The sequence below is a fragment of the Amycolatopsis sp. FDAARGOS 1241 genome, assembly GCF_016889705.1.
Taxonomy (GTDB): domain Bacteria; phylum Actinomycetota; class Actinomycetes; order Mycobacteriales; family Pseudonocardiaceae; genus Amycolatopsis.
In genome coordinates, this window is sequence record NZ_CP069526.1 from 5633110 (window position 1) to 5659125 (window position 26016).

A 26016-nucleotide genomic window follows, 5' to 3' on the forward strand; every position below is an offset into this window, starting at 1 on the left:
ACAAGCATACTAGTCTGCCAGCGGACTTATTCAGACCGATCGGTCCATTCGAGGATCGGCGGAGGAGGTTGGGCAATGCTGCTCGACGAAACAGGCACGCCGGGCGAGGACGGGCTGGTGCACCGGCTCCCGCGCCCGCGCGTCACCATCGCGGAGCACTACGAGCGGGCCTACCGCGAGTTCGGCTCGCGGATCGCCGTACGCGACGGCGACACCGAGCTCACCTACCGCGAACTCGGTGACCGCGTGCACCGCATCGCCGGCGGACTCACCGCGCTGGGCGTGCGGCGCGGCGACCGCGGAGTGCTGCTGCTGGGCAACTGCACGGAGTTCTTCGAGGCCGAGCACGCCCTGTTCTCGGGCGGCTTCGTGCGCACCGCGCTGAGCGTCCGGCTGCACCTGCGCGAGGTGGTGCACATCCTCAACGACTGCACTGCCGCGGTGGTCTTCGCCGACGCCGCCTGGGCCGAACGCCTCGCCGGCATCCGCGGCGAGCTGCCGGCCCTGCGCCACGTGGTGACGGTCGCCGGCGGACCGGGCGACACGACGCTCGCCGAACTGCGCGCGCACGACCCCGCACCGCCGGCCCGGCCCGACGCCGGCGACCCGGCGGCCATCCTCTACACCAGCGGCACGACCGGCCTGCCCAAAGGCGCCACGCTCAGCCACGCCAACTGGGCCGCGATGATCCGCAACGAACTGCTGGAGCTCCCGCCCGGCGCCGACCACGACCTCGTGCTGCACGTCGCACCGTTGAGCCACCTGAGCGGGTACGTCGCGCCATCGTACTTCGTGCGCGGCGCGACCCACCTCACGTGCGCGAAGTTCGACGCGGCGAGCACCTTGGACCTCATCGCCCGGCACCGCGTGACCATCCTCCCCATGGTGCCGACGATGCTGAACCTGCTGGTGCTCGCGGCCGAGCAGCGGCCGGGCGCCTACTCGTCGCTGCGCACGGTCGTCTACGCCGGTTCGCCGATCGCGCCCGACCGGCTCGCCCGCGCCCGCGCGGTGTTCGGCGACGTGTTCGTGCAGTTCTACGGCCTGAGCGAGCTGCCCATCCCCATTGCGTGCCTGTCGGCGGCCGACCACGCGTTCGACCCCGGAGCGGGAGTGCCGGCGCGGCTCGCGTCGGCGGGCCGGGTGAGCCCGTTCGTGCAGGTCAAACTCGTCGACGACACCGGCGAAGAGGTCGGCCCCGGGGAGATCGGCGAGATCACCGTCCGCGGGGACCAGACGATGATGGGTTACTGGCGGATGCCCGAGGCGACGGCCGCGGTGCTGAGCCCCGGCGGGTGGGCCGGCACCGGCGACCTCGGTCGCTTCGACGACGAAGGTTACCTGTACATCGTGGACCGCAAGAAGGACATGGTCGTCACCGGCGGGTTCAACGTCTACCCCACTGAGATCGAGAACGTGGTGTCCACTGTGGCCGGTGTGGCGGAGGTCGCCGTGGTCGGTGTGCCCGACGAAACCTGGGGCGAGGCGCTGAAGGCCATCGTCGTGGTGCGCGACGGGCACACCGTGACAGCGGACGACGTCGTCGCCGTGTGCGCGGAGCACCTGGCGAGCTACAAGAAGCCGCGTTCGGTCGAGTTCGCCGCCGAGCTGCCGAAAACCGGCTCGGGCAAAATCATGCGGCGCCGGTTGCGCGACCAGTACTGGGCCGGTGCCGAGCGCAAGGTCGGCGGCTGACCACTGTGGACGCGGTGGTCAGGTCGGCCACCGCGTCCACAGTGTCCACAGTGTCCACAGTGTCCACAGTGTCCAGTGTATTCAGGATGTCCGCTGTGCCCACTGTCTCCGAAGGAGCCGGCAGGCGGGGTGAAGCCGGTGCCCGCGAGAGGCACCGGCTTCACCCCGCCTGCGCGGCTCAGCCCTGCTGCCAGCCCGCGCGCAGCCCGTCGCGGTCCACGCGTTCCCCGGCCAGGTAGACGTCCGCGATCCGCCGGGTCGCCGTGATGTCCCGGCGCGGGTCTTCGTCGAGCACGATGAAGTCGGCGCGTTTGCCGGCGGTGAGCGAGCCACGGTCGGCCAGCCCCAGCAGCTCCGCCGACGTCTCCGTCGCGAGCCGGAGCGCGGCCAGCGGTGACAGGCCCGCGGCCACGAGCGCCTCCAGCTCGCGGTGCTCGGCGAATCCGATGATCTGCGCGAGCAGGCCCGTGTCGGCGGAGAACACCAGCCGCACGCCCGCTTCGGCGAGCTCCACGAGCGTCTTCTCCATGCCGCGATAGGCCGCGGCGGTGTCGAACAGCGGTTCCGGTGCGTATTCGCGGATCGTCGAGCGCAGGCTCTCGACGGCCTCGCTCGGCAAGATGTCCGCGAACGCCGGTTCGTCGAGCCAGGCTTCTCCCGGCGGCCGCTGGATGGCCATCGAAGTGCACACCGCGACGTTGTGTTCCTTCAACAACGACACGAGCTCGGCGTCGGTACCGGTGCGCGGCAGGTGCGCGATGATGTCCGCACCCGCGCGCACGACGGCCTTCGCCTCTTCGAGCGTGTAGATGTGCGCGGCGACGATCAGCCCGCGGGCGTGGGCCTCGTCGATCACCGCCTCGTAGATCCCCGGGCCCAGCTTCGCTTTGGTGCCGTGGCGGTCGTCGAGCCAGAACTTCACGGCATCGACCTTCTTCGCCGCCAGGCCGCGCACGTATTCGCGGACCTCGGCCGGGCCCGTGGCTTCGTGCACGACGTCGGCCGCGAAGAACGGGCCGCCGTTGGTACCTCCCGGCGTCGGCGCGACGATGCCGGCGCCCGCGGTGAACAGCTCGGCGACATCGCGCTCGCCGAGTTTCCCGGCGCGCTGGTCGTCGCGCACGCCGAGCTCGGTGTCGTCGCGGTCGGTGCCGAGCGACTGGAACGTGCTGACGCCGTAGTAGGCCAGCCGGTGCAGGTGGTCGATCACGTTGACGCGAGAATAGAAGGCGGCGTGCGAAGTGGTGCCGCACATGTACCCGATGTGGCCGTGGGGGTTCACGATCGCGGGAATGATCGTCTTGCCCCGCAAGGAGACCACGGCACCGTCCGAAGCGGTCTCGGCCGCCGCGCCGACCCACTGGACGACGCCCTTGCGCACGCGCAGCGCCGCGTCCTCGAGCACCTGGTCCCCGCTGATCACGCGGGCTCCCGTGTAGACGGTCTCGTCGCTCACGCGCCGGCTTCCTGCCCGCTCGGGACGGCGTAGCGTGCGCTGCGCTGTTCGTATTCGGCGTAGCCCATGGTCGCTTCGAACGCGTGCTGCTCGGTGACGAAGTGCTTCACGCCGGCGACGTCCTCTCCCCCGCGCAACGCGTCGAGCACCGCCGTCACGTTCTTCGACGCCGCGCCGATCACCGTGTACCAGAGCAGAACGATGTCCGCGCCGGCGTCGCCGTATTCCGCGATCGTGCTGGACGGCTCGTCGGATCCGGGCACGTCGAGCAGGTCGCCGGCCACCATGACGGGCACCGGGATCCGGTCGCGCACACGCTTGAGCTCGGCCGCCGGGATCGCGGGCGCGAACACCAGGTCCGCACCGGCCGCGGCGTAGGCTTCCAGGCGGCGGACGCAGCCCTCGAGGTCGTGCTCGACCCACGCCGCGTCGGAGCGGGCGATCACGAGGAAATCGGGGTCGGTGCGGGCGTCGACCGCCGCGCGGACCTTCTGCGCCATCTTCCCGGCCGGCAGCAGCCCGAGCGGGGCCGAGGTGTGCTTGCCGCCGAGGTTGTCCTCGATGTGCACGCCGGCGACGCCGGCGTCCTCGAAGACCTTCACGGCACGCCAGATGTTCGCGACGTCGTAGAAACCGTTCTCGGCGTCGGCGAGCACCGGCACGTCGACCGCGTCGACGACGCGGCGCGCCTCTTCGGCGATCTCGTTGAGGGTGAGCAGCCCGACGTCGGGCAGCCCGAACGCCGACGCGGCGGCCGCGAAGCTGCCGAGGTAAGTGGCGCGGTAACCGGCCTTTTCGACGAGCCGGGCACTGAGGGCGTCGTAGGCGCCGGGCAGCACGAGCGGCCCGGGCTGGGCGAGGAGGGCCTCGAACGCCTTCCTGCGCGAGTTCGGTGTGTTCGGCATGGTTTCCTTCGGTTCAGACGAGGAAATCGCGGTAGCGGCGCAGCCGCGTGCGGGCGGTTTTCATGTTGTGGCGCTTGAGTTCCTCGGCGCGCCCGGCGTCACCCTCGGCGAGGGCGGCGATGATCTCGCGGTGCTCGGCCAGGCTTTCGGCCATGCGCCCCGGCGTCATGAGGATGCGGCGGCGCAGCAGGTGCGCCTGGTCCTGGATGCCGGCGAGGGTCTCGGCGAGGAAGCTCTGACCCGCCAGGCGGATCACAGTGTCGCGGTAGCAGTCGATGGCCGCGAGGAACGTCTCGAGGTCGCCGGTGTCGGCGGCCTCGTCTAGCGGGCCGGGAGCGAACAGCCTCCGCAGCCGCACCCAGTCCTCCGGCTTCGCGTTGGCCGCCGCGAGCCGGGCGGCGAGGCCTTCCAGCACCTCGAGGACGTCGTAGATCTCCTCCAGCCTATCGGGGTCCACCTTGGCGACCACGGTGCCGACGTTGGGGATCCGCTCCACCAGCTTGCGCGACTCCAGCGCGAGCAGGGCCGAGCGGACGGCGTTGCGGGTCGTGCCGAGCTCCGCGGCCAGCTTCACCTCCGGCAGCCGGCTGCCGGGCGTGAACTCTCCACGCAGCAGCCGCTCCCGCAGGTGCAGCTCGACTTCTTCGCTCTTCATGACCGGCCCCTTCGCCCATCGGTGCTGAACCCCAGGTTAGGTGTGTGACGCTTGGGTTGTCAACAATGCAGGCGACACTATTGTCACGTGGCTCTCGTCACCTCCGGGGCCCCGCTAGAGTGGGGGAGTGACGATCTTGGTGCGCAAGGCCGGCTCCACCGACCGGGCGACGGTCCTGGCGCTGCTCGACGGCGCGCGCGGGCTCGGCCTTTCTCCGGCGGAGCGCGCGGCGCAGGGCTTCGTGCAGGGCAGCTTCGACGAGGAGAAGCTCGCGCGGTTCGAGAACACCACCGGCGTCTACCTCGCCGAGGACGACGGCGAACCGGCGGGCGTCGCGCTGACGTCGCCGGCCGACGACGCCGACGGAGGACCGCCGCGGCTGACGATCGAAACCGCGCGCGCCGCGGGCTTGACCGAGGGCGTGTTCCTGTACGGGCCCGTTGTGGTCGCCCCGGCGCACCGTGGGCAGGGTGTGGTGCGGCAGCTGCTCGCGGGCGTCGCCGAGCACCTCGCCGAGCACGAAGCCGGGGTGCTGTTCGTCGAGCGGGCCAACGCGAAGTCACTGGCCGTCCACACGCACCTCGGCATGACTTACGTCGGCGACTTCAGCGTCACCGGCCGGGACTACGCCGTGTTCTCGTTCGCCCCGGCGTCGTTCCGCGCCTGACGCGCGCGCAGCCACTGCTCGAACTCCGCGGCGACGATGCGCTCGTCGTGCACCCCGGCCGCCGCGGGCGACGCCAGCCAGACGATCGGCGGCCCCATCACCGCCCTGTCCAGGAACGTGTGCTGCTCCGGGACGTCCGGCAGCATCCCCGTCACGGTGGCGCCGCCGGGCAACAGCAGGTTCACCGTGACGCCGGTACCGAGCAGGTCCGCGGCCATCACGCGCGACAACGCCTCACTCCCCGCGCGCGACGGACCGTAGGGCACGAAGCCGGCGCGCGTCATCGTCGACTCGTTCACCGTGATGTTCACGATCCGGCCGCCGCCGCCCGCGAGCAGGCGCGGCGTGACTTCGCGCGCCACCAGGAAGTAGCCGGTGAGGTTCGTGTCGACCGCCGCGCGGAACCCTTCGGCGGGCACCTCCCAGAAGCCCCGCGGATGCGTCATGAACCGCGGGTTGACGGTGCGCATGCCGAGCCCCGCGTTGTTCACGAGCAGGTCGAGACCGCCGAACCGCGCCCACACCTCGTCGACGGCGCGGGCCACCGACGTCTCGTCCCGCACCTCCAGTGCCACGCCGACCGCGCCGGGTAGCCGCGCGGCGACCGTCCGCGCCCGCTCCCCCGACCGGCCCGTCACCGCGACCCGCGCGCCGGCCCCGGCCAAGGCGGTGGCCATCGCCAGTCCCAGCCCGCTCGTCGCCCCGGTCACCAGCACCCTCGTCGTCAGCTCCATGCCGGCGAGGCTAGGAGCTGGAGCGCGCTCCGCGTCAAGCCGACCGCAGGTACGCGACGAGCGAGCCGGGTCCGTACCCCACGGCGAGCAGCACGCCGGTCGCAGCCGGGGACGGCGTCGGCGAGCCCGCTGCCGGCCGCAAGCAGCGTTCCCACCGCGAACCCGAGCGGCACGGCGACCGTCAGCACCGGCCGCGGCGTCCGAAGTGGGCCGTCAGCAGGCGCAATGGATGGTGAGCTCCTTTTCCTGACCGGCCAGCGTGGTCACGTGCGCGCTCAGGTTCGCCAGCACGCTTCCCCGGATCTGGTTGTCCACGCGGTACAGCTCGGTCACCGGCGCTTCCCGGTCGCGGTTCCCGTCGGCGGCCCACCGGAACGGCAGCCGCGGCGGTGACCACGGCCGACCGGGTCGAGGCAGGCGCCGGTTTCGAGGGCGGCGCGCACGATCGCCCGCTGCTGCCCGGTCTCGCGGGGCCGGCCGCCGGGCAGCCGAGCGGGAAGTCGAGGAAGGTGGCCCGCGGAGCCTTCACGGCTTCGGCCGGCGACCCAGCGTCGTGCTGTTCGTGGCCGGCAGGCCGCGGCGCTCGATGGCGTGCACGAGCCCGCCGCCGGCGACGTGGCACTGCGGGCAGAAGGGCACGACCAGCACGAGGTCGACGCCCATCGCGGTGAACTCGTCGACGATCTTCGGCGCCGTCTCGGTGGCCAGCTCATCGTGTTACGAGATCGACCCGACCATCGACACCGCGTGGTCGGCGTATCGGCCGATCACGCCGTCGCGCTCGAGGTCGCGGCGCCACAGCCCGGGCGCGACGTGCCGGCCGAGCACCGCGGGTTGCTCGACGCCGTGCTCGCCCGCGACGGCGCCCTCGCGGCCGACCGGCTCGCCGCGCACCTCGAGGCCACCCACCAGGTGCTCGTGCGGGTTCTCTGACGCGGGCGTCCACTGTGGCCGGTGCCCGCACCGGCCACACCCGATTGCGCGTCGGCCCCAACCGAGCAGGAATCGAGAAGCGCCCGTGCGCCTGCCGCCGTTAGCGTCGAAGACGTCGAACCGCCGGGCCGCACGAGGCGCCCGGCAACCGCAGATCCCAGGAGTGACCATGTCCGCCATCAAGACCGTGTTGCACCCCGTTTCCGACCTGGCCAAGGCCAAAGAGGTCTACACCGCGCTGCTCGGCCTCGCGCCGCAGGCCGACAGCGAGTACTACGTCGGTTTCGACACCGCCGGCCAGCACATCGGGCTCGTGCCCAACGGCGGCCCGCAGGGGATGACCTCGCCCGTCGCCTACTGGCACGTCGACGACATCGAGGCGAAGCTCGCCGAGGTCACCGCCGCCGGCGCCGTGGTGAAGGACGCGCCGAAGGACGTCGGCGGCGGGCGCCTCGTCGCCACCGTCACCGACCCCGACGGCAACGTCCTCGGGCTGCTGCAGGACCGCTGAGCCGCCCGCGAACGCCACGCTCACCAGCGCCGACCTGGTTGAATCGAGCCAGGTGACGCCGACGGGGGCCGCGGGCGCGGCCCCCGTCCGACGAGAGGGAGACCCGATGACCAAAGCCACGGCGAAGGCCCAGCCCTCGTCCGCGCCGCACGGCGCCGACAGCCACGACGTGATCCGCGTGCACGGCGCGCGCGTGAACAACCTCAAGGACGTCAGCGTCGAGCTCCCGAAACGCCGCCTGACGGTGTTCACCGGCGTCTCCGGCTCGGGCAAGAGCTCCTTGGTCTTCGGCACCATCGCCGCGGAGTCGCAGCGGCTGATCAACGAGACCTACAGCGCTTTCGTGCAGGGCTTCATGCCAACCCTGGCCCGCCCCGACGTCGACGTGCTGGAAGGCCTGACCACGGCGATCATCGTGGACCAGGAGCGGATGGGCGCCGACCCGCGCTCCACCGTCGGCACCGCGACGGATGCGAACGCCATGCTGCGCATCCTGTTCAGCCGCCTCGGCAAGCCGCACATCGGGTCGCCGCAGGCGTTCTCGTTCAACGTCGCCTCGATCAGCGGCGCGGGCGCGGTCACCGTCGAACGGGCCGGGCGCACGATCAAGGAACGCCGCAGCTTCAGCATCACCGGCGGCATGTGCCCGCGCTGCGAGGGCCGCGGCAAGGTCAACGACATCGACCTGACCGCGTTGTACGACGAGAACAAGTCGCTCAACGAGGGCGCGATCACCATCCCCGGCTACAGCATGGACGGCTGGTACGGGCGCATCTTCCGCGGCACCGGGTTCTTCGACCCGGACAAGCCGATCAAGAAGTTCACGAAGAAGCAGCTGAACGACCTGGTGTACAAGGAACCGACGAAGGTCAAGATCGAGGGCATCAACCTCACCTACTCGGGTCTCGTGCCCGCGATCCAGAAGTCGTTCCTGTCCAAGGACGTCGACTCGATGCAGCCGCACATCCGCGCCTTCGTCGAACGCGCCGTCACCTTCACGACGTGCCCCGACTGCGACGGCACCCGCCTGTCCGCGGAGGCGCGGTCGTCGAAGATCGCCGGCAAGTCGATCGCCGACGTGTGCGCCATGCAGATCAGCGATCTCGCCGACTGGGTCGGCGGTTTGACGGAACCGTCGGTCGCTCCCCTGCTGGGCTCGCTGCGGCACACGCTCGACTCGTTCGTCGAAATCGGGCTCGGGTACCTCTCGCTCGACCGGCCGGCGGGCACGCTGTCCGGTGGCGAAGCGCAGCGCACCAAGATGATCCGCCACCTCGGTTCGTCGCTCACCGACGTGACCTACGTGTTCGACGAGCCGAGCATCGGCCTGCACCCGCACGACATCCAGCGCATGAACGGGCTGCTGCGCCAGCTGCGCGACAAGGGCAACACCGTGCTCGTGGTGGAGCACAAGCCCGAGACGATCACGATCGCCGACCACGTCGTGGACCTCGGGCCCGACGCCGGCAGCGGCGGTGGCGAGGTCGTGTTCGAGGGCAGCGTCGAAGACCTGCGCAAGTCCGGCACCCGCACCGGGCGGCACCTCGACGACCGCGCCAAGCTCAAGCCGACGGTGCGCACGCCCTCGGGCGCGCTCGAGGTGCGCGGTGCCGACCTGCACAACCTGCGCGACGTGGACGTCGACCTCCCGCTGGGTGTGCTCGTGGTCGTCACCGGTGTCGCGGGGTCGGGTAAGAGCTCGCTGATCCACGGCTCGGTGGCCGGGCGCGAGGGCGTGGTGTCGATCGACCAGGGTGCGATCCGAGGGTCGCGGCGCAGCAACCCCGCGACGTACACGGGGCTGCTGGAGCCGATCCGCAAAGCCTTCGCGAAGGCCAACGGCGTAAAGCCCGCCCTGTTCAGCGCCAACTCCGAGGGTGCGTGCCCGAACTGCAACGGGGCCGGCGTCGTCTACACCGACCTGGGCATGATGGCCGGCGTCGCGACGACGTGCGAGGTGTGCGAGGGCAAGCGGTTCATGGCCGAGGTGCTCGACTACCACCTCGGCGGGCGTGACATCAGCGAGGTGCTCGCGATGTCGGTGGCCGAGGCGGAGGAGTTCTTCGGCGACGGCGAGGCGAAGATCCCGGCAGCGCACAAGATCCTTCAGCGGCTCGCCGACGTCGGGCTCGGGTACCTCACCTTGGGCCAGCCGCTGACCACGCTCTCGGGCGGCGAGCGGCAACGGGTCAAGCTGGCGACGAACATGGGCACCGACGGGGGCGTGTACGTGCTCGACGAGCCGACCGCCGGGCTGCACCTCGCCGACGTCGAGCAGCTGCTCGGCCTGCTCGACCGGCTGGTCGACGCCGGCAAGTCGGTGATCGTGATCGAGCACCACCAGGCCGTGATGGCCCACGCCGACTGGATCGTCGACCTCGGCCCCGGCGCGGGCCACGACGGGGGGAAGGTCGTGTTCGAGGGCACGCCGGCCGACCTCGTCGCGAAGCGCGCGACGCTGACCGGAGAGCATCTCGCGGACTACGTGAGTGCCTGAGCGGCCAGGAACTCCTCCGCCGCGCCGGGGTTCCCGAGCCGGTGCAGGCGGGCCCGGGGTCCGGGCCGGGTGATCGCGGCTTCGACGACGGGCAGCGCGCGGCGGCGGTAGGTGACGAGCCAGCGCGGGAAGGCGAGGTTCTCGCGCGAGCGCCGCAGCGCGCCCGGCGCAGCGCCAGAGCGGGAAGTCCAGCAACACCACGGTGTCGGCGGCCCGCAGGCGTGGTTCGAGGGCGTCGTACGGGCCGAGGTCACCGTCGAGGAGCCACCGCGGCTCGAGCACCAGGTCCTGCTGGACCTCGAGCCAGCGCACGCGCGGCGTCGGCGTCAGGTCCGGGGACCACACCAGCGCGTCGACCTGGACGACGGGCAGATCCGCAGCCGCGCCGAGCCGCGGCGCGAACGTCGACTTGCCCGCGCCGACGCGGCCGAGAACGACGACGCGCCGCGTCGTCCGGGCCTCAGGCGCCGGGCAGGACGGCCGAGAGCTTGGTGGGGTTGAGCATCCACATCACCTGGTCGATCCCCTCGTCCGACACCGTGAAGCTGATGACGCCGTAGACGGCTCCGTCGCGCTTGAGCACCGCGGCGATGGCCCCGTTGACCGGCGTCTGGACGATCTCGGCGCCGGTCCAGAAGTGGGCCTTGTACGCGCGGATGACCTTCGCGAGAGCCACCGCGCCGTGGATCGGCTTGCGGGCGGCGCGGGCGAGGCCGTTGCTGTCGGAGTAGCTCACCACGTCCTCGGCGAAGAGCTTCTCCAACGTGGACAGATCACCGGCTTGCGCGGCGGCGAGAAAAGCGCTCATCAGCTTTTTCTGCTCGTCTTCGCTCACCGGTTCGCGGCGCTCAGCGGAAAGGTGCTTGCGCGCGCGGCTCACGTACTGGCGCGCCGTGACCTCCGAGGTCTGGATGATCTCGGCGATCTGCGCGTACGGGTAGTCGAACGCCTCGCGCAGCACGTACGCGGCGCGCTCGGTCGGCGTGAGCTTCTCCAGCAACAGCAGCACGGCGACCTCCAGCGCGGCCGCGCGTTCGGCGCCGAGCTGCGGATCGGCCGACGTGTCGATCGGCTCGGGCAGCCACGGGCCGAGATAGGTCTCGCGCCGGGCGTACGCGGTGCGCGTGGCGTTGATGGCCAGGCGGGTGGTCGTGGTCGCGAGGTACGCGGCGGGGTTCTCGACCACGGACCGGTCGGCCTTCTGCCAGCGCAGCCACACCTCCTGCAGCACGTCCTCGGCGTCGGCCGCACTGCCGAGCATCCGGTACGCGATGCCGAACAGCCGCGGCCGGACCTGGGCGAAGACCTCGGCCGCGTCGTCCAGCGTGGCGCTTGCGGTCTCGTCCATGCTTCCTGCGGCCCTTCCGACGACGGTTGCGGCCCTGTGGTCGAGCGTGACATCGCCAGCTTACGCCCGCCAGCGGAGTGCTCCGCCGTCCTCCGGGAGAGTGAACGTGGCCGGTGATCATCGGCCCGGCGACAAGCCGAGACAGGACGAGTTTTCGGCGGTTTCCCCGCGTTCCCCGGCGAAATCCGCACCGCATTCTGGATCGTGCCCGTCCAGGATGAACGCCGCGGGCACCGCTTCCCGCGTGTCCCGCTCAGCGGGAGACCAGCCCTCGGCAAGGCCGGCTATGTCCACTGTGGACGTCGCCCCGTTCGGGTGATGGATCGCTCGCGGAGTCACCGGCTCGTGGGCACGATGATCATCGGACGTGCCCGTTGCCGAGATCGGAGCCGGAATGCGTGAACTGCCGGGGAACGAGCGTGGGGGCCAGTGGCGTAGGAGGGTGGCGCTCGCCGCCGGAGTGGTGGTGGCGTGGGGGCTGCTCACGCCGGGGCCGGCCGGGGCGGCGGACTACTCGCGCGCCGCGGACAACTTCGCGGGCTCGCAGATCGCGGCGCACGAGGGGGTGCACGGCGGACCCGGCCTGGCGCGGGCGGACACCGGCCAAACCCTGGGCCACGACGTGAGCGGGCACCAGGGCGTCGTGGACTGGAAGGCGGCGACCGCGGCGGGTGCGCAGTTCACCTACGTGAAGGCGACCGAGGGCACGGGGTTCGTGAACCCGCAGTTCCGCGGGCAGTACGACGGCGCGCACGCGGCGGGCCTCATCCGCGGCGCCTACCACTTCGCCCGCCCCGACGTGTCCACCGGCGCCCAGCAGGCCCAGTACTTCATCGCCCACGGCGGCGACTGGCGCCGCGATGGCACCACTCTGCCCGGCGCCCTGGACATCGAGTACAACCCGTACGGCGACGCTTGCTACGGCAAGACCCCCGCCGACCTGACGAACTGGATCGCCGACTTCACCCGCACCTACCTCGCCCACGAGGGCCGCAGCGCGCTCATCTACACGAGCACCACGTGGTGGAAGCTGTGCACCGGCAACACCAACCGGTTCGGCAACACGGACCCCCTGTGGCTCGCCCGCTACGCCCCGCAGATCGGCGAACTGCCCGCCGGGTGGGACAAGCAGAGCATCTGGCAGTTCTCCCGCGCCGGCGGTCTGCCGGGCGACCAGAACTACTACAACGGGCCCTTGAGCCGCGTGCAGGCGCTGGCGAAGGGACCGTCACCGGCGGCCTGAACCGGGCCGGTCACGTGGGGGTCATCCGGTGTGCCGTGAAGGCCGGCTGTTCGGGGTGCAAGGTGCTCGCTCAGTCGGAAAGCGATTGCGCGGCGGTTCGCGGCGCTCACGCCGGAACCGGGTGGCGTGAAACGACGCACCGCAGCCGGGTGCGGGCCTGCGCGAGGGGATGATCCGATGTGGCTTGAATCAGCCCGCCCACTCCAGGGTAGGTGCTCGAGTAGGGCCCGTCGCGTGCGTGAAAGCGGCCTGCAGGTTCTCGCGAAGGGACCGCCTCTGGCGGCGTGAAGGTGGCCCCTCGCCGGGTGCCAAGCACTCGCGCGAGTTCGTTCCGCCCTGGCGCGACTGCGGCCCTTCAGCTGGGCCAAGCGCTCGAGAATGGACGTCACCCGCTGTCTGACCGCCAGGTGCCGGGGGGTCGCGAAAGGACCGTCGAAAGCGGTCAGTTCCTGGCCGCTGCGCCCGCGAAGATCGCTCCACGACCGTGCAGGACACGCGAGTGCTCATTGTGCCCGTGACTCGCGGGTTTTCGGCCGGCCCGTGGTGGACAGGCCGACAGCGGGACTTGGGGCCGCTCAGTTCGCGGCTGAACCGAGGCCGAGCCGGTCGAGGTGGGCGCGGGCGGTGGGGGTGATCGTCAACGCCCGGTCGCGGGGGCGCCGCCGCAGCCAGCCGTGGTCGAGCAGGCGCGTCGCGACGGCCGTGCCCAGTCTGCCCGCGAGGTGTGGTGCCCGCTTCGTCCAATCGAGACACCCGCGCGCGGCGGGCGCCGAGCCGGGCGGCAGGTCCGTGATGTCCAGGGCCCGCAACAAGGGGTGGTCGAACGAGTGCACTGTGGACGATGCGCCTTCGGCCAGCTCGCCGACCACGCCGCCGTCGACGAGGGCCCGCGTGAGCACGACCGCCAGCCGCCCGCCGAGGTGGCTGTAGCACAACCGTGCGGCCCGCAGGCGGCTCCCGATACGCGCCTCGCGCAGCGACTCCACCGGCAGCAGCGGCGAGACGGCCGCGAGGGCCTCCAGCACCGCCGCCACCTCCGGTGAGGCGAGCGCGTGCAGCCGCGTTCGCCCTTCGGCGACCGCCGTGACGAGCCCGGCGCGGACCAGGTGGCCCAGGTGCGCGCTCGCCGTCGACGGCACCACGCCCGCGACGTCCGCGAGCTCCCGCGCGGTGTGCCGGCGGCCGTCCATCATCCGCAGCAACATCGCGGCGCGCGCCGGTTCGCCGATCGCGCGGGCCGTCGCCGCGAGGTTGTAGTCGCCGGTCGCCACCGGGTGAGGGTAGCTCGCGGAAGGTTCGCCGCCGGGCGAACTGTCGCCGGGTACTAGCACCACCGGACGATGGTGGTCGGCCCGCGGGTGGCCGGACGCTGAGCCCATGACGCGTTCACCTGAGCACAACCACTCCCGCCGCGGGATCGCGGGCGTCGTCGCGGGGACAGTCGCGATCGCGGGGATCACCGCAGCACTCGTGTGGAGCGGTTCGGCTGCCGGCACCCCGGGCTCCCAGCCCCGATCGACTGCCTTCGTCTCCACCGAGGACAACCCGCATCCCGACGACCGGACCACCACACCGGCAGCCGGCGACCGCCACGGCGGCACGGGCACCGAACCCGGCGACGATCGCGACGCCCGCCTGCAACCCGCCGACGACCGGGGCGCCCACCCAGCCCCCATCACACACGCGCCGGCCACCTGCACCCCGCCGACGTACCCCACTCACCACAGCCACCCCGAACCAGGCGACGACCACGGCCACCACCCGGAACCCGGCGACGACCACGGCCTCCACGGCAACCCCGCAGACGACAGCGGCCACGGCGGTCCTGGCGGCCGCTGACCGGACGCCTACCCCACAACGCGTGAGCTCACCGTGCGGCGGCAGGCGCCGCCGCAGCGAATCGCCGGCGGAAACGGCGCCTTCACGCTGGAGCCACCGCGAGCCGGGTCAGGGGACGGCTCGCGGTGGCACCTCGGACCTGAAGTTCCGGCAACCGCCTGGCCGGCGCACGATCGGCCGACGCACGCCGACATCCCAGGTCATACCTATCGCCGCCGGCATCCGGTCCCGGGCCCCACGGGCCGCGCCGGCCAGAAGGCGACAGCCGACGCCGCACCAGCACCAGCCTCCGGGGGATCCGGGCCCGCCGACGGCGAATCACCGCCGTCCGCACAAACCCGGCTCACACCGAACGACCGAGCTGCACGAGCCCGTTCGGCGCAACCCGGTTCCACCCGGCCGAACAGCCGGGCGGAACCGGGCCGCATCAGGCGACGAGCCGCAGGGGCCGCTCGAGCGCTTCCACCAACGCGGCCATCCACTGCGCCGCGAGGGCCCCGTCGATGGCCCGGTGGTCGACCGACAGCACCAGTGACAGCTGCGTGGCCACGGTGAGCTCGCCGTCGACCACGGCGGGGCCGGGCTTCCCGGCGCCCACGGCCAGGATCGCGGCGTGCGGCGGGTTGATGATGGCGGTGAAGTCGTCGACGCCGTACATGCCGAGGTTGCTCACCGCGATCGAGCCGCCTTCGAGGTCGCGCTGCTTCAGCTTGCCTTCGCCCGCCTGCGCCACGAACGCCTTGACCTGCGCGGAAACCCCGCTCGGAGACAGCTTTTCGACCCCGCGCAGCACCGGCGTGACCAGGCCCTTCTCCGACGCGATGGCGACGCCCACGTCGACCGAGTCGTACTTGCGCAGCGCGTCGTCGGTCCAGATGACGTTCGCGTCGGGCACGTCGGTGTGCGCGACGGCCACCGCGCGGATGATCAGGTCGTTCACGGAGATCCGCGCCGGCGACACCTCGTTGAGCTGCTTGCGCAGCGCCAGCAGCGCGTCGATCCGCGCGGTGCGGCGCACGGTGAAGTGCGGCACCGTCTGCTTGCTCATCGTCAGCCGGCTCGCGATCGCCCGGCGGATCCGGGTGTGCGGGATCTCCGTGTACGACGTGCCGGCTTCCGGTTCGCGCCGCGCCGGCGCCGGGTCGGGAACCACCGGCGCCGGTTCGGGAACCCCGGGCGCCGGCGTGCCCGCCCGCGCGATGGCGACCTCGACGTCCTTGCGCACGATCCGCCCGTTCGGCCCGGTCCCCGTCACCTCCTCGAGCCCGATCCCGGCTTCCTTCAACAGTTTCCGGGCCAGTGGGCTCGCGAAGATCCGCGGCGCCGACCCGTTCGACGCGGGCGCGACGGCGGCCGGCTCGGGCGCCGGTTCAGCCGCCCGCGAAGCCGAGCCGCCCAGCTCGGCCAGCAGCGCGCTCACGTCCTCCCCCGCGGCCCCGAGCACGGCGATCGGCGCGCCGACCTCCACCGTCGCGCCGCGGCCGACCAGTCGCCGCAGCACGATCGCGCTCGCTTCGGCCTCCACCTCCACGGCCGCCTTGTCCGTCTCGAGCACGGCGAGAGCCGTGCCGGCGTCGAACACCTCGTTCTCGGGCACCAGCCACTCGCTCAGCACGGCCTCGGTCGACCCCGTGGCGACTTCCGGCACCCGCAACAGCGTTGCCATCGTTGGAACTCCCGTCAGTCGGTGACGCGCCGCAGCGCCTCGGCCACTTCCTCGGTCCGCGCGATCGCCGCGCGTTCGAGGACCTTGCTGATGCTGGGCGACGCCTCGCCGCCGGTGACGCGCTCGATCGGCGCGTCGAGCCAGTCGAAGAGGCGGCGCTGGATCTCGTCGGCGAGCCGGCCGCCGTAGGACGTGCCGATCGCGCCCTGCTCCACGATCAGCACCCGGTTGGTCTTGCGGACGCTGGCTTCGATCGTGTCCCAGTCGAGGCTCGCGCGGTCGAGCCAGCGCAGGTCGATCAGGTCCGCGCTGACGCCGGTCTCGTCGAGCGCCTCCAGGCAGTGCCCGACCATCGACAGGTAGCTGATCACCGTGAGGTCGTCGCCGGTGCGCCGCACCGCGGCTTTGCCGACGGGGAGCCGGTAGTCGAAGTCGTCGACGGGCGCGGTGCCGGTGGACGCGTAGAGGTCCACGTGCTCGAGCACCACCACCGGGTCGTCGCACGCGAGTGCCGTGTTCATCAGGCCGACGTAGTCGAACGGGTTCGAGGGCGCCACGACCCGCAGCCCGGGCGCGGTCGTGAGGATGCCCGCCGGGTCCATCGAGTGCTGCGAACCGTACCCGGTGCCCGCGGCGAGTTTGCTGCGCAGCACGAACGGAACGCTCCCGTGGCCACCGAACATGTGCCGCGCCTTGGCGACCTGGTTGAACAGCTGGTCGGCCGCGACCCACATGAAGTCGGCGTACATGAACTCGACGATCGGGCGCGCCCGCCCGTCGACGGCCATGCCGCCCGCGAGGCCGGTGAACGCGTTCTCGCTGATCGGTGTGCCCAGCACACGCTCGGGCACCTTTTCGATCGCCTTCCTGGTGGCGCCGTTGGTGCCGCCCTTGAGCCGGTCGACGTCCTCGCCGAGCACGACCACGCGCTCGTCGGTCTCGAGCCGGCGGGCGAGCACGTCGCTGACGACGTCGATGAACCGCCGCTCCGTCAGCTCACCACAGAAGGTGCCGGCCTCCTCGTAGCGACTGCCGGCCAGTTCGGACAGATCACCGCGCACGCCGACGTCGACGAACGCCGGGTCGGGCCAGGCCGAGTGCCTGATGCGCCGCTTGCCGTCCGGCCCGTCTTCGAGGAAGCTCTCGCCGATTTCGTGCAGCGTCCGGGTGATCTCCTCGTCGAACGCCTTGAGCCGGTCGTCGTCGACGAGGCCGCGGCGCACTGCGTGGGCGCGCAGCAGGTCGATCGGATCGCGGTCGCGCCAGGCCCTCTCCTCGTCCTTCGTGCGGTAGCCGAAGGCGCTGCCCGGGTACGGGCCGTTCTGGTGGAAGTAGCGGTAGAGGTCCGCCTCGACGATCGTGGGGCCGCCGCCCGCGCGCATGTGCGCCACCGCTTCGGTCATCGCCAGGTGCACGGCCAGTGGATCCATCCCGTCGACCCGCCAGCTCGGGATGTTGAAGCCGAGGCCGCGCGCCGAGAGCCGGGGTTCCGCCGTGGCCGTGCCGACGGGCGTGGACACCGCGTACTGGTTGTTCTCGATGAAGAAGCAGAGCGGGAGCTTCCACGCGGCCGCGAGGTTGAACGTCTCCAGCACCGACCCGATGTTCACCGCGCCGTCGCCGAAGTACGTGACGGTGACCGCGTCCGTGCCGGCGTGGCGCTGGTTCCAGGCGAACCCGGCCGCCTGCGGGACCCCGCCGCCGACGATCGCGTTGGTCCCCATCGCGCCGGCCTCGCGCCACTGCAGGTGCATCGAGCCGCCGCGGCCGTTGCCGTACCCCTCGGCCAGGCCGCAGATTTCGGCGAGCGTGCGGCGCAGCACCGTGCGGACCTCGTCGCCCAGCGCCGGCAGGCCCGTGGAATCCGGTGCCACGTGGCCGAAGGCCTTCGCCAGGAACTGGTGGTGGCCCCGGTGGGAGCCGTTGACGTAATCGTCGCTGCGCAGCGGCACGATCGAGCCGACGGCGCCGCCCTCCTGCCCGATGCTCGAGTGTGCCGGGCCGTGCACGAGGCCGCGGGCCGCGAGGTCCAGCACGTACTCCTCGAACGACCGGATCCACTGGGCCTGCCCGAGCAGGCGCAGCAGCAGGTCGGGATCGGCTTCGTCCCAGTCCTCCGGCGTGGCGCGCAGCTGGATCCAGGGCGCGCCGGCGACCAGTGACTCGTGAGTGGCCATCAGGGCTCCTCGTCCGGTTTCGTCAATGAATGGATCCATTACCAAGGTCTTGACGCAGACTATGCCGTGACGTAGCTATGAAAAGCAAGTGAATGGATCCATTGGAGGTGTTCTCATGCCGATCCCGGGCGTGACGGGCGTGGACCACTTCGGCATCACGGTGCCGGACCTGCGCGAGGCCCACGAGTTCTTCACCGACGTGCTGGGCTGCGAGTACCTGTACCGGCTCGGGCCGTTCCGCCACGACGAGGGCAGCTGGATGAGCGAGCACCTCAACGTCACCGACCGGACGGTGATGCGGCAACTGCACTTCTACCGCCTGGGCGGCAAGGCGATCTTGGAGGTGTTCGAATACCAGGCGGAGGACCAGAACCCCGAGTCGCCGCGCAACTCCGACGTCGGCGGGCACCACCTCGCGCTGTACGTGGAGGACCTCGACGCGGCCGTGGCGGATTTGCGCCGGCGCGGGCTTCGGGTGCTCGGCGAGCCGACCGCCAGCCGCGGCGCCAGCGAAGGCCAGCGGTGGGTGTACTTCCTGTCGCCGTGGGGCCTGCAGTGTGAGCTAGTGTCCTATCCCAACGGCAAGGCCTTCGACCACAACCCGCGGGCCTTCGACTGAGAGGACCGAGCGTGGCCGTACCCGCCGGCGTGGCCAGCCAGCGCGTCGCCGACGAACTGCGCGAGCGGATCCTCGACGGCCGGCTGGCGCCGGGCACGCGGATCATCCAGGACGAGCTGGCCGAAGAGCTCAGCACCAGCCGGCTGCCGGTCCGCGAAGCGCTGCGCATCCTCGAATCGCGCGGCCTGGTGACCCTGCGCGCCAACTCCGGCGCGTGGGTCACGTCGATGGACGTGCGCGAGTGCGAGCTGTCGTACAAGATGCGCGAGCGGCTGGAACCCTTGCTGCTGGCCGAATCCGCGCCGCGACTGTCCGATGCGGACATCGACGAGCTGGCCGCGCTCGAGGACCGCATCGAGGCCACCGACGACGTCGAGGAGTTCCTCGTGCTCGACCGGCGGCTGCACTGGACGGTCTACCGCCACCACGACGCGCACGACCTCGCCGCGATCCTCAACCGCCTGTGGGACACCACGCAGCACTACCGGCGCGCGTTCACCCGCCTCGCGTGGGACCGGCGGGCCTGGCTCATCCAGGCCGAGCACCGGCTGCTGATCGAAGCGCTGCGCCAACGCGACCACCCGTCCGCCGAACGGATCCTGGAGCTGCACATCCGCCGGACGCGGGTGGAGCTCGTGAAACACCCGGAGGTGTTCACAGTTCCCGCCCGGTCATGACGCACTGCCGCCGGCGCCGTTCCCGGATCGCGCGGCGCCGGTCTGGGCACGGTTCCCGCGCGGTCCGGCAGCCGCCGGTAGGGGCTCGTGATTCTCGTACTGGCGCACCGCCGCGGAAGCCGCCCGTCGACTCCCGCAGCCCGACCGCGGATCCACGCCGAGCGTTCACGGTTCCCGCCCGGTCATGTCGCAGCGCCGGGGAGTGGTACCTGCTTCTAACGACGCCGCCTGGCCGCGGTTCCCGCTCGATCCGGCAACAGCCGCAACAGCTCGCGATTCCGGCCGGCGCACCACCGCACGACCCACCCGGCCGGTCCCGCGACCACAGCAGGCATGGTGGCTCGTGATTCTGGCCCTGGCGACCCGCCGCGCCACCCGCCCGGCGAATCCCCCAGCCCGCCACCGTTCCCACAACGAAGTCGTACGCGAGCACCACCTGCTGGGGTTGCCGGTGCTCGTCGCAGTGGCGGCACTGGTGTCCGCGCTGCGTGCCCGCCGGTTGCCGGCGGCGGTGGCGATCAGCGCGGGCAGCACGCCACGCGTCGGGCAGACGCCGGCGATCCAGCGGTGGCCGGCGGGCACCCGGCTGCCGCGGTCGGTGAGCCCCGGCCTGGGGATGCCGTTCACGCGGCCGGCGCACAGCGCGTTGACGCTCGCGGCGATCGTGCTCGGCGTGCTGACCGTGACGCTGTCGCTCGGGGTGACGCTGTCGGTCGGCGCGTACAACTCCGCGATGTGGCCGGTCCACGCAGACCGCGTGGAGTGCCTCGCCGGTTTGAAGGACGGCAGCACCGTGCCCGGCGACGTCCCGGGCCCGAATCCGCGGCACTCGGTGACGCGGGCGCTGCGCGCGTGTCGGCCTCGGCGGAGCGCACGGTGCACCCGCTCCGGAGAACCGTCCGTCGTGTTCCGCGCGGTGATTCGGCGGCGCTGGGGCCGGCGATCACGGAGGGCCGGTGGCCGGTTTCCGGGGAAGTCGCCGCTCCGTCCTGGTTCCTGAACCAGCGCGGGCTCTCCCTCAGCGACGCGATCACCCTGGAACCCGGCGGCAACCGCGTTCCGGTGACCCTCGTCGGCGTCACGCGCACCAACAACGCCGACACGAGCTACGGCGACTGGTCGACGCTGCACCGGCTGGCGCCGGACGCCCGCGCGGACACCTACGACGTGCAACTCGCCCCGGGTGCCGGCCGCGACGCCGTGGTCCGGGCGGTCCAGGCGACCCGGGTCTCGACGCCGCTCCCCCGCGCGACAGCACCTCGTCGCAGGCCGTGGTCCTCATCGGCAGCGCGTCGATCCTCACGCTGGTGCTCGGGATCGTCTCGGCGCTCGGGGTGTTCAACACCGTGGTCCTCAACGCCCACGAACGCCGCCGCGACCCGGGCGTACTCAAAGCGATCGGCATGACGCCGCGCCAGGTGACGGTCATGATGGTCACATCGATGGGCGCCCTCGGCGCCCTCGGCGTGCTCGGCGACCTGAGCGGACTGCCACTGGGCGTGGCCGTGCACGGGCTCGTCGGGCCCGCCATGCTGCGCGCCGCGCAGTCGGACGTCTTCGGGTTCGTCACCGACGTCTACCGCGCGTCGATGCTCGTGCTGCTCGGTCTCGCCGGGGTCGGCATCGCGGTGCTGGGCGCCCTCGTCCCCGCCGGCCGCGCCGCGCGCACTCCCATCGCGGCGGTGCTGCACAACGAATAGCGCCGCGGCGAGCCCTTCAGCCGGGGGAAAGGGCCCGCCGCGGTTCACCGCTCAGTCGCGGCGGTCCCAGCAGGGCCGGCGGCGACTCTTCCCGTCCGCACCGGACCGGCAGCCGAGCCCGCCACCGGCATCGATCATCCGGCGGCCGACCCGTTAACGCGGCCCGGTGCCGGGCTGTCAGTCCACTTCGGACTGCTGCGCTCGCCGGTAGTGCCGCCGGGCCTTCATCCGGTTGCCGCACACCGCCATGGAGCACCAGCGGGCCGTGTTGGGTTTGCTGTGGTCGATGAGGAAGCGGCGGCAGTCCGGGTTGGCGCACGGGCGCAGGCGGCCGGAGTGGCGCAGCCGGTCCCACGTGAAGACGGCGCGCGCGGAGGCCGCGCGGCCCGCCGGGGCATCGAGGTTCCACTCGATGCCCTCGTCGCCGAGCCGGGCCCGGTAGCCGACGCCTTCGATGAAGGGCGCGACCGCCTGCGGGCCCGCGGCTCCGCGGACCACGTCCTGCAGCGCCGAGCGCGCGTCGAGCAGCGTGCGCCATTCGGCCTGCGACGCCGGCTGCCCGTGGTCGGTCAGCCAGCGCAGGCCCGCGTCCTCGGCGGCGAGGTCGTCGGTCGGCTCGCCGTCGATGACCGGTGTCGTGTTCAACAGGTCGAGCAGCAACCGCTCGTCGACCTCGAGCACGGCGTCCATCACAACCTAACCTCCAACCTGCCTCTTGACAGGTTAGTTCTACCATGTTTGAGTCTAACCATCAAATTCAACTTGAAGGGTTAGCCATGATCGAGACACCGCAGGTCCACCACCGCTACGCCACCGTGCACGGCCGCCGGCTCTTCTACCGCGAGGCCGGACCGGCCGATGCGCCCGTGCTCGTGCTGCTCCACGGCTTCCCGACCAGCTCGTTCATGTTCCGGAACCTGATCCCGGCGCTGGCCGACCGCTATCACGTGATCGCCCCCGACCACCTCGGGTTCGGCCTCTCCGACGCGCCCGCGGTCGAGGAGTTCGACTACACCTTCGACGCGTTGACAGACCTCACCGTCGGGCTGCTGCGCGAGCTGGGCGTCACGCGCTACGCGATGTACGTGCAGGACTACGGCGCCCCGATCGGCTGGCGCCTCGCGCTGGCGAACCCCGGGACCGTCACGGCGATCATCACGCAGAACGGCAACGGCTACGACGCGGGCTTCGTCCCGGCGTTCTGGAAGACGGTGTGGGCCTACCACGCCGAGCAGACGCCCGCAACCGAGCACGCCATCCGCGGCGCACTGACGCTGGAGTCCACGCGCTGGCAGTACCTCACCGGCGTGGCCGACGAGACGCTGGTCAGCCCCGACACCTGGCACCACGACTTCGCGCTGCTGTCGCGGCCGGGCAACGACGAGATCCAGCTCGCGCTGTTCCGCGACTACGCCACCAACCCGCCCCTCTACCCCGCGCTGCACACCTACCTGCGCGAGCACCAGCCGCCGGTCCTCGCCGTGTGGGGCAAGGGCGACGAGATCTTCGGCCCCGAAGGCGCGACGGCGTTCGCCGAAGACGTGCCGGACGCCGAGATCCACTTGCTCGACGGCGGCCATTTCCTGCTCGAGAGCGCCGGAGCCGAGGTCGCCGCACTGATCCGCGACTTCCTGGCCCGCAAGGCGCACTGACCCCCGCTCCTACCAGTTTCCGAGGAGAACCCGATGCAGTCGATCAACGTCACCCCGATCCGGCCGGCGGACGCGACGGCTTCGATGGCTCCGATGGCTCCGATGTCCGAGAGGCCGTCGATGACCGCGATGCCGACCGCTCCGACCAGCGAAATGCCGATGGGCCGCATGTCGATGTCCGGTCCGGCGTCCAGCCCCCTGCGGGCATTCCTGAAGACGGAGTCCGGCAGCGCCGGCGTGCTCGTCGCCGCGGTCGTGGTGGCGCTGGTGTGGGCGAACGTCGCGCCCGGCACGTACGAAGCCGTGTGGAACTGGGTGCTCAGCGTCCGCGTCGGGCCGCTGGCCGCCGCGCTGCCGGTGCGCGACTGGGTCAACAGCGGGCTGATGACGCTGTTCTTCCTCGTGGTGGGGCTCGAGGCGCGGCGCGAGTTCGACCTCGGTGATCTGCGCGAGCGGCGCCGGCTGGTGCTGCCCGCCGTCGCCGGCCTGGCCGGGATGGCGGTGCCGGTGCTGATCTACCTGGCGCTCACCGGCGGCGGGCCCGGCGCGCACGGGTGGGGCGCGGCGATGTCGACCGACACCGCGCTGGCCCTCGGGGTGTTCGCGGTGGTCGGGCGTGGGGCGCCGGAGCGGATCCGGACCTTCGTGCTGACGGTGTTCGTCGTCGACGACATCGTGGCGCTGGTGGTCATCGCGTTCGCGTACAGCAGCCACGTGAACCTCGTGGCGCTCGGCATCGCGGCCCTCGCCTACGCCGGGGTGCTCGCGAGCCGCCGCCTCGACTACCGCTACCGCAAGCCCGTGTTCACCACACTGGCGCTGACGGTGTGGGCTTCACTGCTCACCAGCGGGATCGACCCGGTGGTCGCCGGGCTGGCAGTGGGCCTTGCGACATCGGCGTACGTGCCGAAGCGTGACACGCTGGAGGAGGCGACGGCACTGGTGCGGCTCTTCCGTGAGCAGCCGACCGCCGAGGCCGCCAGCTCCGCGAGCCGGCGACTGAGCGCGACGCTGTCGGCCAACGCCCGGCTGCGCCACGCCTTCCACCGGGTCGTGAGCTACGTCGTGGTGCCACTGTTCGCGCTGGCCAACGCCGGGATCGCGGTGAACGCCGGCGTGCTGGCGAGCGCGGTCACGGCGCCCATCACCGTCGGGATCTTCCTCGCCTACGTGGTGGGCAAGCCGCTCGCGGTGTTCGGCGCCTCGTGGCTGCTGGCACGGCTGACGCGCGGTTCGCTGCAGCCGCCGGTCGGCTGGGCCGGGGTGCTGAGCGGCGGCACGATGGCGGGCGTCGCCTTCACGGTTTCGCTGCTGATCGCGGACCTCGCGTTCACCGGGCGGGAGCTGGAGGAGGCGAAGCTCGGCGTGCTGGCGGCCGCCATCGGGGCCGCGCTGCTGACGTTCGTCGTGCAGCGGGTGACCGCGGCGTTGCCGGAGGCCGTCCGGACCCGCGCGTTGCTCGGCGACGCACCGGAGCTCACCGATCTCGTGGCGCCGGTTGATCTCGGCCGTGACCACGTGCGAGGACCGGAGAACGCCGCCGTGACCGTGGTCGAGTACGGCGACTTCGAGTGCCCCTGGACCGGCATGGCCGCGCCGACCGCGCGGGAGCTGCTGGCCGACAACGCCGACATCCGGTACGTCTGGCGCCACCTGCCGCTGCACGACATCCACCCCCACGCGCAGCTCGCGGCGGAAGCCGCCGAGGCGGCCGGCGCGCAGGGCGCGTTCTGGCCCATGCACGACCTGCTGCTCGCCAACCAGGACGACCTGCACTTCGACGCGCTCGTCGGCTACGCCGCCCAGCTCGGCCTCGACACCGCCCGCTTCCGCGACGACCTGCTCCACGGCCGCTTCACCTCCCACGTCGAGAGCGACGTCGAATCCGCTGATCTCAGCGGTGTCGCGGGCACCCCGACGTTCTTCATCAACGCCCAACGCCACGACGGCCCCCAGGACCTCGCCACCCTGAACGCGGCCATCACCGGCGCCCGCACCCGCGCGGCAGTCTTCACCACCTCCCCCGCCGCACCCGCCGCCGGCACCGCCGCGGCCGCGTCCGCCGCCTAGCACCGTCCATACCGGACTCATCCACTTCGGACACTTTGGAGGACACCATGACCACCAAGACGACCACCCCGGCCCCGACCCCCACCGAACCGGCCGGTGCGCTGACGCCGTCGCTGGACCTGATCCCCACCTTCTACGTGACCCGCCGCGGGCTGAAGCTCCCCACGTGGCCGCATCGCCGCCACCCCAGGTCCCGCTGACTCGCGGTGCCGCCCACGGATTCCCGCCACCTGGCGGGAATCCGTGGGCATCCGGCGTTCAGCCCGGTGGTGAGCCGGGCGTCCGGTTCCTACCGTGGCGACCATGATCCAGCTGCTGCTGCCGATCGTCATCGGCTTGGTGTATGTGGGGCTGTCGTCGTTGATCCCGGAGCCCGGGCGACGGAGGTTCAACGCCTTGATGGTCGCCGGCGCGGGTGGGGCCTACCTGTCGGGTGGGGCGCTGGGCCCGTGGGAACTCGGGTTCTCCGCGGTGATGGTCTTCGTGGCGTTGAGGGGCCTGGAGTCGTGGGCGTTCATCGGGGCCGGGTGGCTGCTGCACACCGCGTGGGACGTCGTCCACCACCTCAAGGGGCAGCCGATCCTGCCGTTCTTCCACGACTCTTCGTTCGGCTGCGCGCTCTGCGATCCGGTGATCGCCCTTGTGGGCCTTCAGCGGCGGGCGCAGCCCGTGGCAGACCCGCCGCGCGGCGATGAACTAGTCGCTCGGCCCGCGCAGGGTGAGGACCACGCGCAGGACGTGTTCGACAGCCGCGGGGAAGAGGGCGCCGCGCAGTTCGTCGCGGCTGGCGAGGTTCGCCGCGGCGAACTCGAGCATGCGATCGGGGCCCAGGCGGCGCACGACGAGTGCCGCGACTTCCTCCAGCTCGAGGTCGGGGTTGTCGAGGCGGCGCAGGGCGAACTCGACGATGAGCTCTTCGTCGGTCATGGCCCCTCCTCGTGGAATCCCCCGTCCAGAATAGATCAGAACGGG

At 71.7% G+C, this 26016-nt stretch carries 26 protein-coding genes and 1 pseudogene; 15 read left to right on the forward strand and 12 right to left on the reverse strand.

What is annotated here, in order from left to right:
• Positions 1–75 precede the first annotated feature (75 nt).
• On the forward strand, positions 76–1695 hold the full coding sequence (locus I6J71_RS27715; RefSeq protein ID WP_204089538.1) for a class I adenylate-forming enzyme family protein: 1620 nt from the start codon (positions 76–78) through the stop codon (positions 1693–1695).
• Between the two features lie 178 nt (positions 1696–1873).
• Here I6J71_RS27715 and I6J71_RS27720 read toward each other — a convergent pair whose 3' ends face one another.
• Genes I6J71_RS27720 through I6J71_RS27730 form a run of 3 tightly spaced genes read right to left on the reverse strand, consistent with a single transcriptional unit; the run spans position 1874 to position 4711 of the window.
• The gene (locus tag I6J71_RS27720; RefSeq protein ID WP_204089539.1) at positions 1874–3151 is read right to left on the reverse strand and encodes an amidohydrolase family protein; all 1278 of its coding nucleotides are present in this window, start codon (positions 3149–3151) and stop codon (positions 1874–1876) included.
• Entirely contained in the window at positions 3148–4056 is a 909-nt protein-coding gene (locus I6J71_RS27725; protein WP_204089540.1) for an oxaloacetate decarboxylase, read from the reverse strand. The genes I6J71_RS27720 and I6J71_RS27725 overlap by 4 nt, the downstream gene beginning before the upstream one ends.
• Before the next feature lie 13 nt (positions 4057–4069).
• Complete coding sequence (locus I6J71_RS27730; RefSeq protein WP_204089541.1) at positions 4070–4711, reverse strand: GntR family transcriptional regulator; 642 nt, start codon at positions 4709–4711, stop codon at positions 4070–4072.
• Between the two features lie 127 nt (positions 4712–4838).
• Between I6J71_RS27730 and I6J71_RS27735 the strand changes: the two genes are divergently transcribed.
• The gene (locus I6J71_RS27735; RefSeq protein WP_204089542.1) at positions 4839–5378 is read left to right on the forward strand and encodes a GNAT family N-acetyltransferase; all 540 of its coding nucleotides are present in this window, start codon (positions 4839–4841) and stop codon (positions 5376–5378) included.
• On the opposite strand, the gene I6J71_RS27740 is transcribed toward I6J71_RS27735, so the two are convergent.
• Both I6J71_RS27740 and I6J71_RS27745 read right to left on the reverse strand, forming a co-directional pair.
• Positions 5336–6112 carry an SDR family NAD(P)-dependent oxidoreductase gene (locus I6J71_RS27740; protein ID WP_204089543.1) on the reverse strand — a complete coding sequence of 259 codons (777 nt, stop codon included), beginning with the start codon at positions 6110–6112 and terminating at the stop codon, positions 5336–5338. The genes I6J71_RS27735 and I6J71_RS27740 overlap by 43 nt on opposite strands.
• A 525-nt stretch (positions 6113–6637) precedes the next feature.
• Positions 6638–6775: a hypothetical protein gene (locus tag I6J71_RS27745; protein WP_204089544.1), complete on the reverse strand. Its 138-nt coding sequence runs from the start codon at positions 6773–6775 to the stop codon at positions 6638–6640.
• Positions 6776–6859: 84 nt separating this feature from the next.
• Between I6J71_RS27745 and I6J71_RS27750 the strand changes: the two genes are divergently transcribed.
• From I6J71_RS27750 to I6J71_RS27760, 3 genes are all read left to right on the forward strand, one after another.
• Entirely contained in the window at positions 6860–7045 is a 186-nt protein-coding gene (locus I6J71_RS27750) for an FCD domain-containing protein (protein ID WP_204089545.1), read from the forward strand.
• A gap of 169 nt (positions 7046–7214) precedes the next feature.
• Complete coding sequence (locus I6J71_RS27755; protein ID WP_239153941.1) at positions 7215–7556, forward strand: VOC family protein; 342 nt, start codon at positions 7215–7217, stop codon at positions 7554–7556.
• A gap of 106 nt (positions 7557–7662) precedes the next feature.
• On the forward strand, positions 7663–10053 hold the full coding sequence (locus I6J71_RS27760; protein ID WP_204089547.1) for an excinuclease ABC subunit UvrA: 2391 nt from the start codon (positions 7663–7665) through the stop codon (positions 10051–10053).
• Here the strand turns inward: I6J71_RS27760 and I6J71_RS27765 are convergent.
• Positions 10038–10307 carry a hypothetical protein gene (locus I6J71_RS27765; protein ID WP_204089548.1) on the reverse strand — a complete coding sequence of 90 codons (270 nt, stop codon included), beginning with the start codon at positions 10305–10307 and terminating at the stop codon, positions 10038–10040. The genes I6J71_RS27760 and I6J71_RS27765 overlap by 16 nt on opposite strands.
• A gap of 206 nt (positions 10308–10513) precedes the next feature.
• On the reverse strand, positions 10514–11401 hold the full coding sequence (gene sigJ / locus I6J71_RS27770) for an RNA polymerase sigma factor SigJ (RefSeq protein WP_204089549.1): 888 nt from the start codon (positions 11399–11401) through the stop codon (positions 10514–10516).
• Between the two features lie 394 nt (positions 11402–11795).
• Between sigJ and I6J71_RS27775 the strand changes: the two genes are divergently transcribed.
• Positions 11796–12644: a GH25 family lysozyme gene (locus I6J71_RS27775; RefSeq protein ID WP_204089550.1), complete on the forward strand. Its 849-nt coding sequence runs from the start codon at positions 11796–11798 to the stop codon at positions 12642–12644.
• 575 nt (positions 12645–13219) lie between these two features.
• Here the strand turns inward: I6J71_RS27775 and I6J71_RS27780 are convergent.
• On the reverse strand, positions 13220–13915 hold the full coding sequence (locus I6J71_RS27780) for a helix-turn-helix transcriptional regulator (RefSeq protein ID WP_204089551.1): 696 nt from the start codon (positions 13913–13915) through the stop codon (positions 13220–13222).
• Positions 13916–14021: 106 nt separating this feature from the next.
• Here I6J71_RS27780 and I6J71_RS27785 point away from each other — a divergent pair, with 106 nt between their 5' ends.
• Positions 14022–14483, forward strand: coding sequence for a hypothetical protein (locus I6J71_RS27785; protein WP_204089552.1), 462 nt, complete (start codon positions 14022–14024; stop codon positions 14481–14483).
• 427 nt (positions 14484–14910) lie between these two features.
• On the opposite strand, the gene I6J71_RS27790 is transcribed toward I6J71_RS27785, so the two are convergent.
• On the reverse strand, positions 14911–16149 hold the full coding sequence (locus tag I6J71_RS27790; protein WP_204089553.1) for a dihydrolipoamide acetyltransferase family protein: 1239 nt from the start codon (positions 16147–16149) through the stop codon (positions 14911–14913).
• 14 nt (positions 16150–16163) lie between these two features.
• Positions 16164–18326 (reverse strand): thiamine pyrophosphate-dependent enzyme, encoded by a 2163-nt coding sequence (locus I6J71_RS27795; protein WP_204089554.1) that lies wholly within the window; start codon positions 18324–18326, stop codon positions 16164–16166.
• 115 nt (positions 18327–18441) lie between these two features.
• On the opposite strand from I6J71_RS27795, the gene I6J71_RS27800 reads away from it, so the two are divergent.
• From I6J71_RS27800 to I6J71_RS27815, 4 genes are all read left to right on the forward strand, one after another.
• The gene (locus I6J71_RS27800) at positions 18442–18945 is read left to right on the forward strand and encodes a VOC family protein (protein ID WP_204089555.1); all 504 of its coding nucleotides are present in this window, start codon (positions 18442–18444) and stop codon (positions 18943–18945) included.
• Between the two features lie 11 nt (positions 18946–18956).
• The gene (locus tag I6J71_RS48985; protein ID WP_239153943.1) at positions 18957–19622 is read left to right on the forward strand and encodes a GntR family transcriptional regulator; all 666 of its coding nucleotides are present in this window, start codon (positions 18957–18959) and stop codon (positions 19620–19622) included.
• 343 nt (positions 19623–19965) lie between these two features.
• Positions 19966–20622 carry a hypothetical protein gene (locus I6J71_RS27810; RefSeq protein WP_204089556.1) on the forward strand — a complete coding sequence of 219 codons (657 nt, stop codon included), beginning with the start codon at positions 19966–19968 and terminating at the stop codon, positions 20620–20622.
• A gap of 271 nt (positions 20623–20893) precedes the next feature.
• Entirely contained in the window at positions 20894–21322 is a 429-nt protein-coding gene (locus tag I6J71_RS27815) for an ABC transporter permease (protein ID WP_239153944.1), read from the forward strand.
• Positions 21323–21499: 177 nt separating this feature from the next.
• Here the strand turns inward: I6J71_RS27815 and I6J71_RS27820 are convergent, their stop codons facing one another.
• Complete coding sequence (locus I6J71_RS27820; RefSeq protein WP_204089557.1) at positions 21500–22012, reverse strand: CGNR zinc finger domain-containing protein; 513 nt, start codon at positions 22010–22012, stop codon at positions 21500–21502.
• Positions 22013–22098: 86 nt separating this feature from the next.
• Between I6J71_RS27820 and I6J71_RS27825 the strand changes: the two genes are divergently transcribed.
• The 4 genes and pseudogenes from I6J71_RS27825 to I6J71_RS27840 all read left to right on the forward strand — a co-directional run bounded on the left by I6J71_RS27825 (position 22099) and on the right by I6J71_RS27840 (position 25744).
• Positions 22099–22974 carry an alpha/beta fold hydrolase gene (locus I6J71_RS27825; protein ID WP_204089558.1) on the forward strand — a complete coding sequence of 292 codons (876 nt, stop codon included), beginning with the start codon at positions 22099–22101 and terminating at the stop codon, positions 22972–22974.
• Positions 22975–23007: 33 nt separating this feature from the next.
• Positions 23008–25044: a Na+/H+ antiporter NhaA gene (locus I6J71_RS27830; RefSeq protein WP_204089559.1), complete on the forward strand. Its 2037-nt coding sequence runs from the start codon at positions 23008–23010 to the stop codon at positions 25042–25044.
• A gap of 47 nt (positions 25045–25091) precedes the next feature.
• On the forward strand, positions 25092–25244 hold the full coding sequence (locus I6J71_RS27835) for a hypothetical protein (protein ID WP_204089560.1): 153 nt from the start codon (positions 25092–25094) through the stop codon (positions 25242–25244).
• 103 nt (positions 25245–25347) lie between these two features.
• Positions 25348–25744 (forward strand): annotated as a pseudogene (locus I6J71_RS27840) (DUF6010 family protein).
• Here the strand turns inward: I6J71_RS27840 and I6J71_RS27845 are convergent.
• On the reverse strand, positions 25741–25971 hold the full coding sequence (locus tag I6J71_RS27845; RefSeq protein ID WP_204089561.1) for a hypothetical protein: 231 nt from the start codon (positions 25969–25971) through the stop codon (positions 25741–25743). The pseudogene I6J71_RS27840 and the gene I6J71_RS27845 sit on opposite strands and share 4 nt — an antisense overlap.
• Positions 25972–26016 lie beyond the last annotated feature (45 nt).

Excerpts from the sequence above, each read along its gene's own strand:
- I6J71_RS27715 (WP_204089538.1), top strand. The coding sequence starts at position 76 with ATGCTGCTCGACGAAACAGGCACGCCGGGCGAGGACGGGCTGGTGCAC.
- I6J71_RS27725 (WP_204089540.1), bottom strand. The coding sequence starts at position 4,056 with ATGCCGAACACACCGAACTCGCGCAGGAAGGCGTTCGAGGCCCTCCTC.
- I6J71_RS27730 (WP_204089541.1), bottom strand. The coding sequence starts at position 4,711 with ATGAAGAGCGAAGAAGTCGAGCTGCACCTGCGGGAGCGGCTGCTGCGT.
- I6J71_RS27740 (WP_204089543.1), bottom strand. The coding sequence starts at position 6,112 with ATGGAGCTGACGACGAGGGTGCTGGTGACCGGGGCGACGAGCGGGCTG.
- I6J71_RS27745 (WP_204089544.1), bottom strand. The coding sequence starts at position 6,775 with ATGGGCGTCGACCTCGTGCTGGTCGTGCCCTTCTGCCCGCAGTGCCAC.
- I6J71_RS27755 (WP_239153941.1), top strand. The coding sequence starts at position 7,215 with ATGTCCGCCATCAAGACCGTGTTGCACCCCGTTTCCGACCTGGCCAAG.
- I6J71_RS27760 (WP_204089547.1), top strand. The coding sequence starts at position 7,663 with ATGACCAAAGCCACGGCGAAGGCCCAGCCCTCGTCCGCGCCGCACGGC.
- sigJ (WP_204089549.1), bottom strand. The coding sequence starts at position 11,401 with ATGGACGAGACCGCAAGCGCCACGCTGGACGACGCGGCCGAGGTCTTC.
- I6J71_RS27775 (WP_204089550.1), top strand. The coding sequence starts at position 11,796 with ATGCGTGAACTGCCGGGGAACGAGCGTGGGGGCCAGTGGCGTAGGAGG.
- I6J71_RS27785 (WP_204089552.1), top strand. The coding sequence starts at position 14,022 with ATGACGCGTTCACCTGAGCACAACCACTCCCGCCGCGGGATCGCGGGC.
- I6J71_RS27790 (WP_204089553.1), bottom strand. The coding sequence starts at position 16,149 with ATGGCAACGCTGTTGCGGGTGCCGGAAGTCGCCACGGGGTCGACCGAG.
- I6J71_RS27795 (WP_204089554.1), bottom strand. The coding sequence starts at position 18,326 with ATGGCCACTCACGAGTCACTGGTCGCCGGCGCGCCCTGGATCCAGCTG.
- I6J71_RS27800 (WP_204089555.1), top strand. The coding sequence starts at position 18,442 with ATGCCGATCCCGGGCGTGACGGGCGTGGACCACTTCGGCATCACGGTG.
- I6J71_RS27820 (WP_204089557.1), bottom strand. The coding sequence starts at position 22,012 with ATGGACGCCGTGCTCGAGGTCGACGAGCGGTTGCTGCTCGACCTGTTG.
- I6J71_RS27825 (WP_204089558.1), top strand. The coding sequence starts at position 22,099 with ATGATCGAGACACCGCAGGTCCACCACCGCTACGCCACCGTGCACGGC.
- I6J71_RS27830 (WP_204089559.1), top strand. The coding sequence starts at position 23,008 with ATGCAGTCGATCAACGTCACCCCGATCCGGCCGGCGGACGCGACGGCT.
- I6J71_RS27835 (WP_204089560.1), top strand. The coding sequence starts at position 25,092 with ATGACCACCAAGACGACCACCCCGGCCCCGACCCCCACCGAACCGGCC.
- I6J71_RS27845 (WP_204089561.1), bottom strand. The coding sequence starts at position 25,971 with ATGACCGACGAAGAGCTCATCGTCGAGTTCGCCCTGCGCCGCCTCGAC.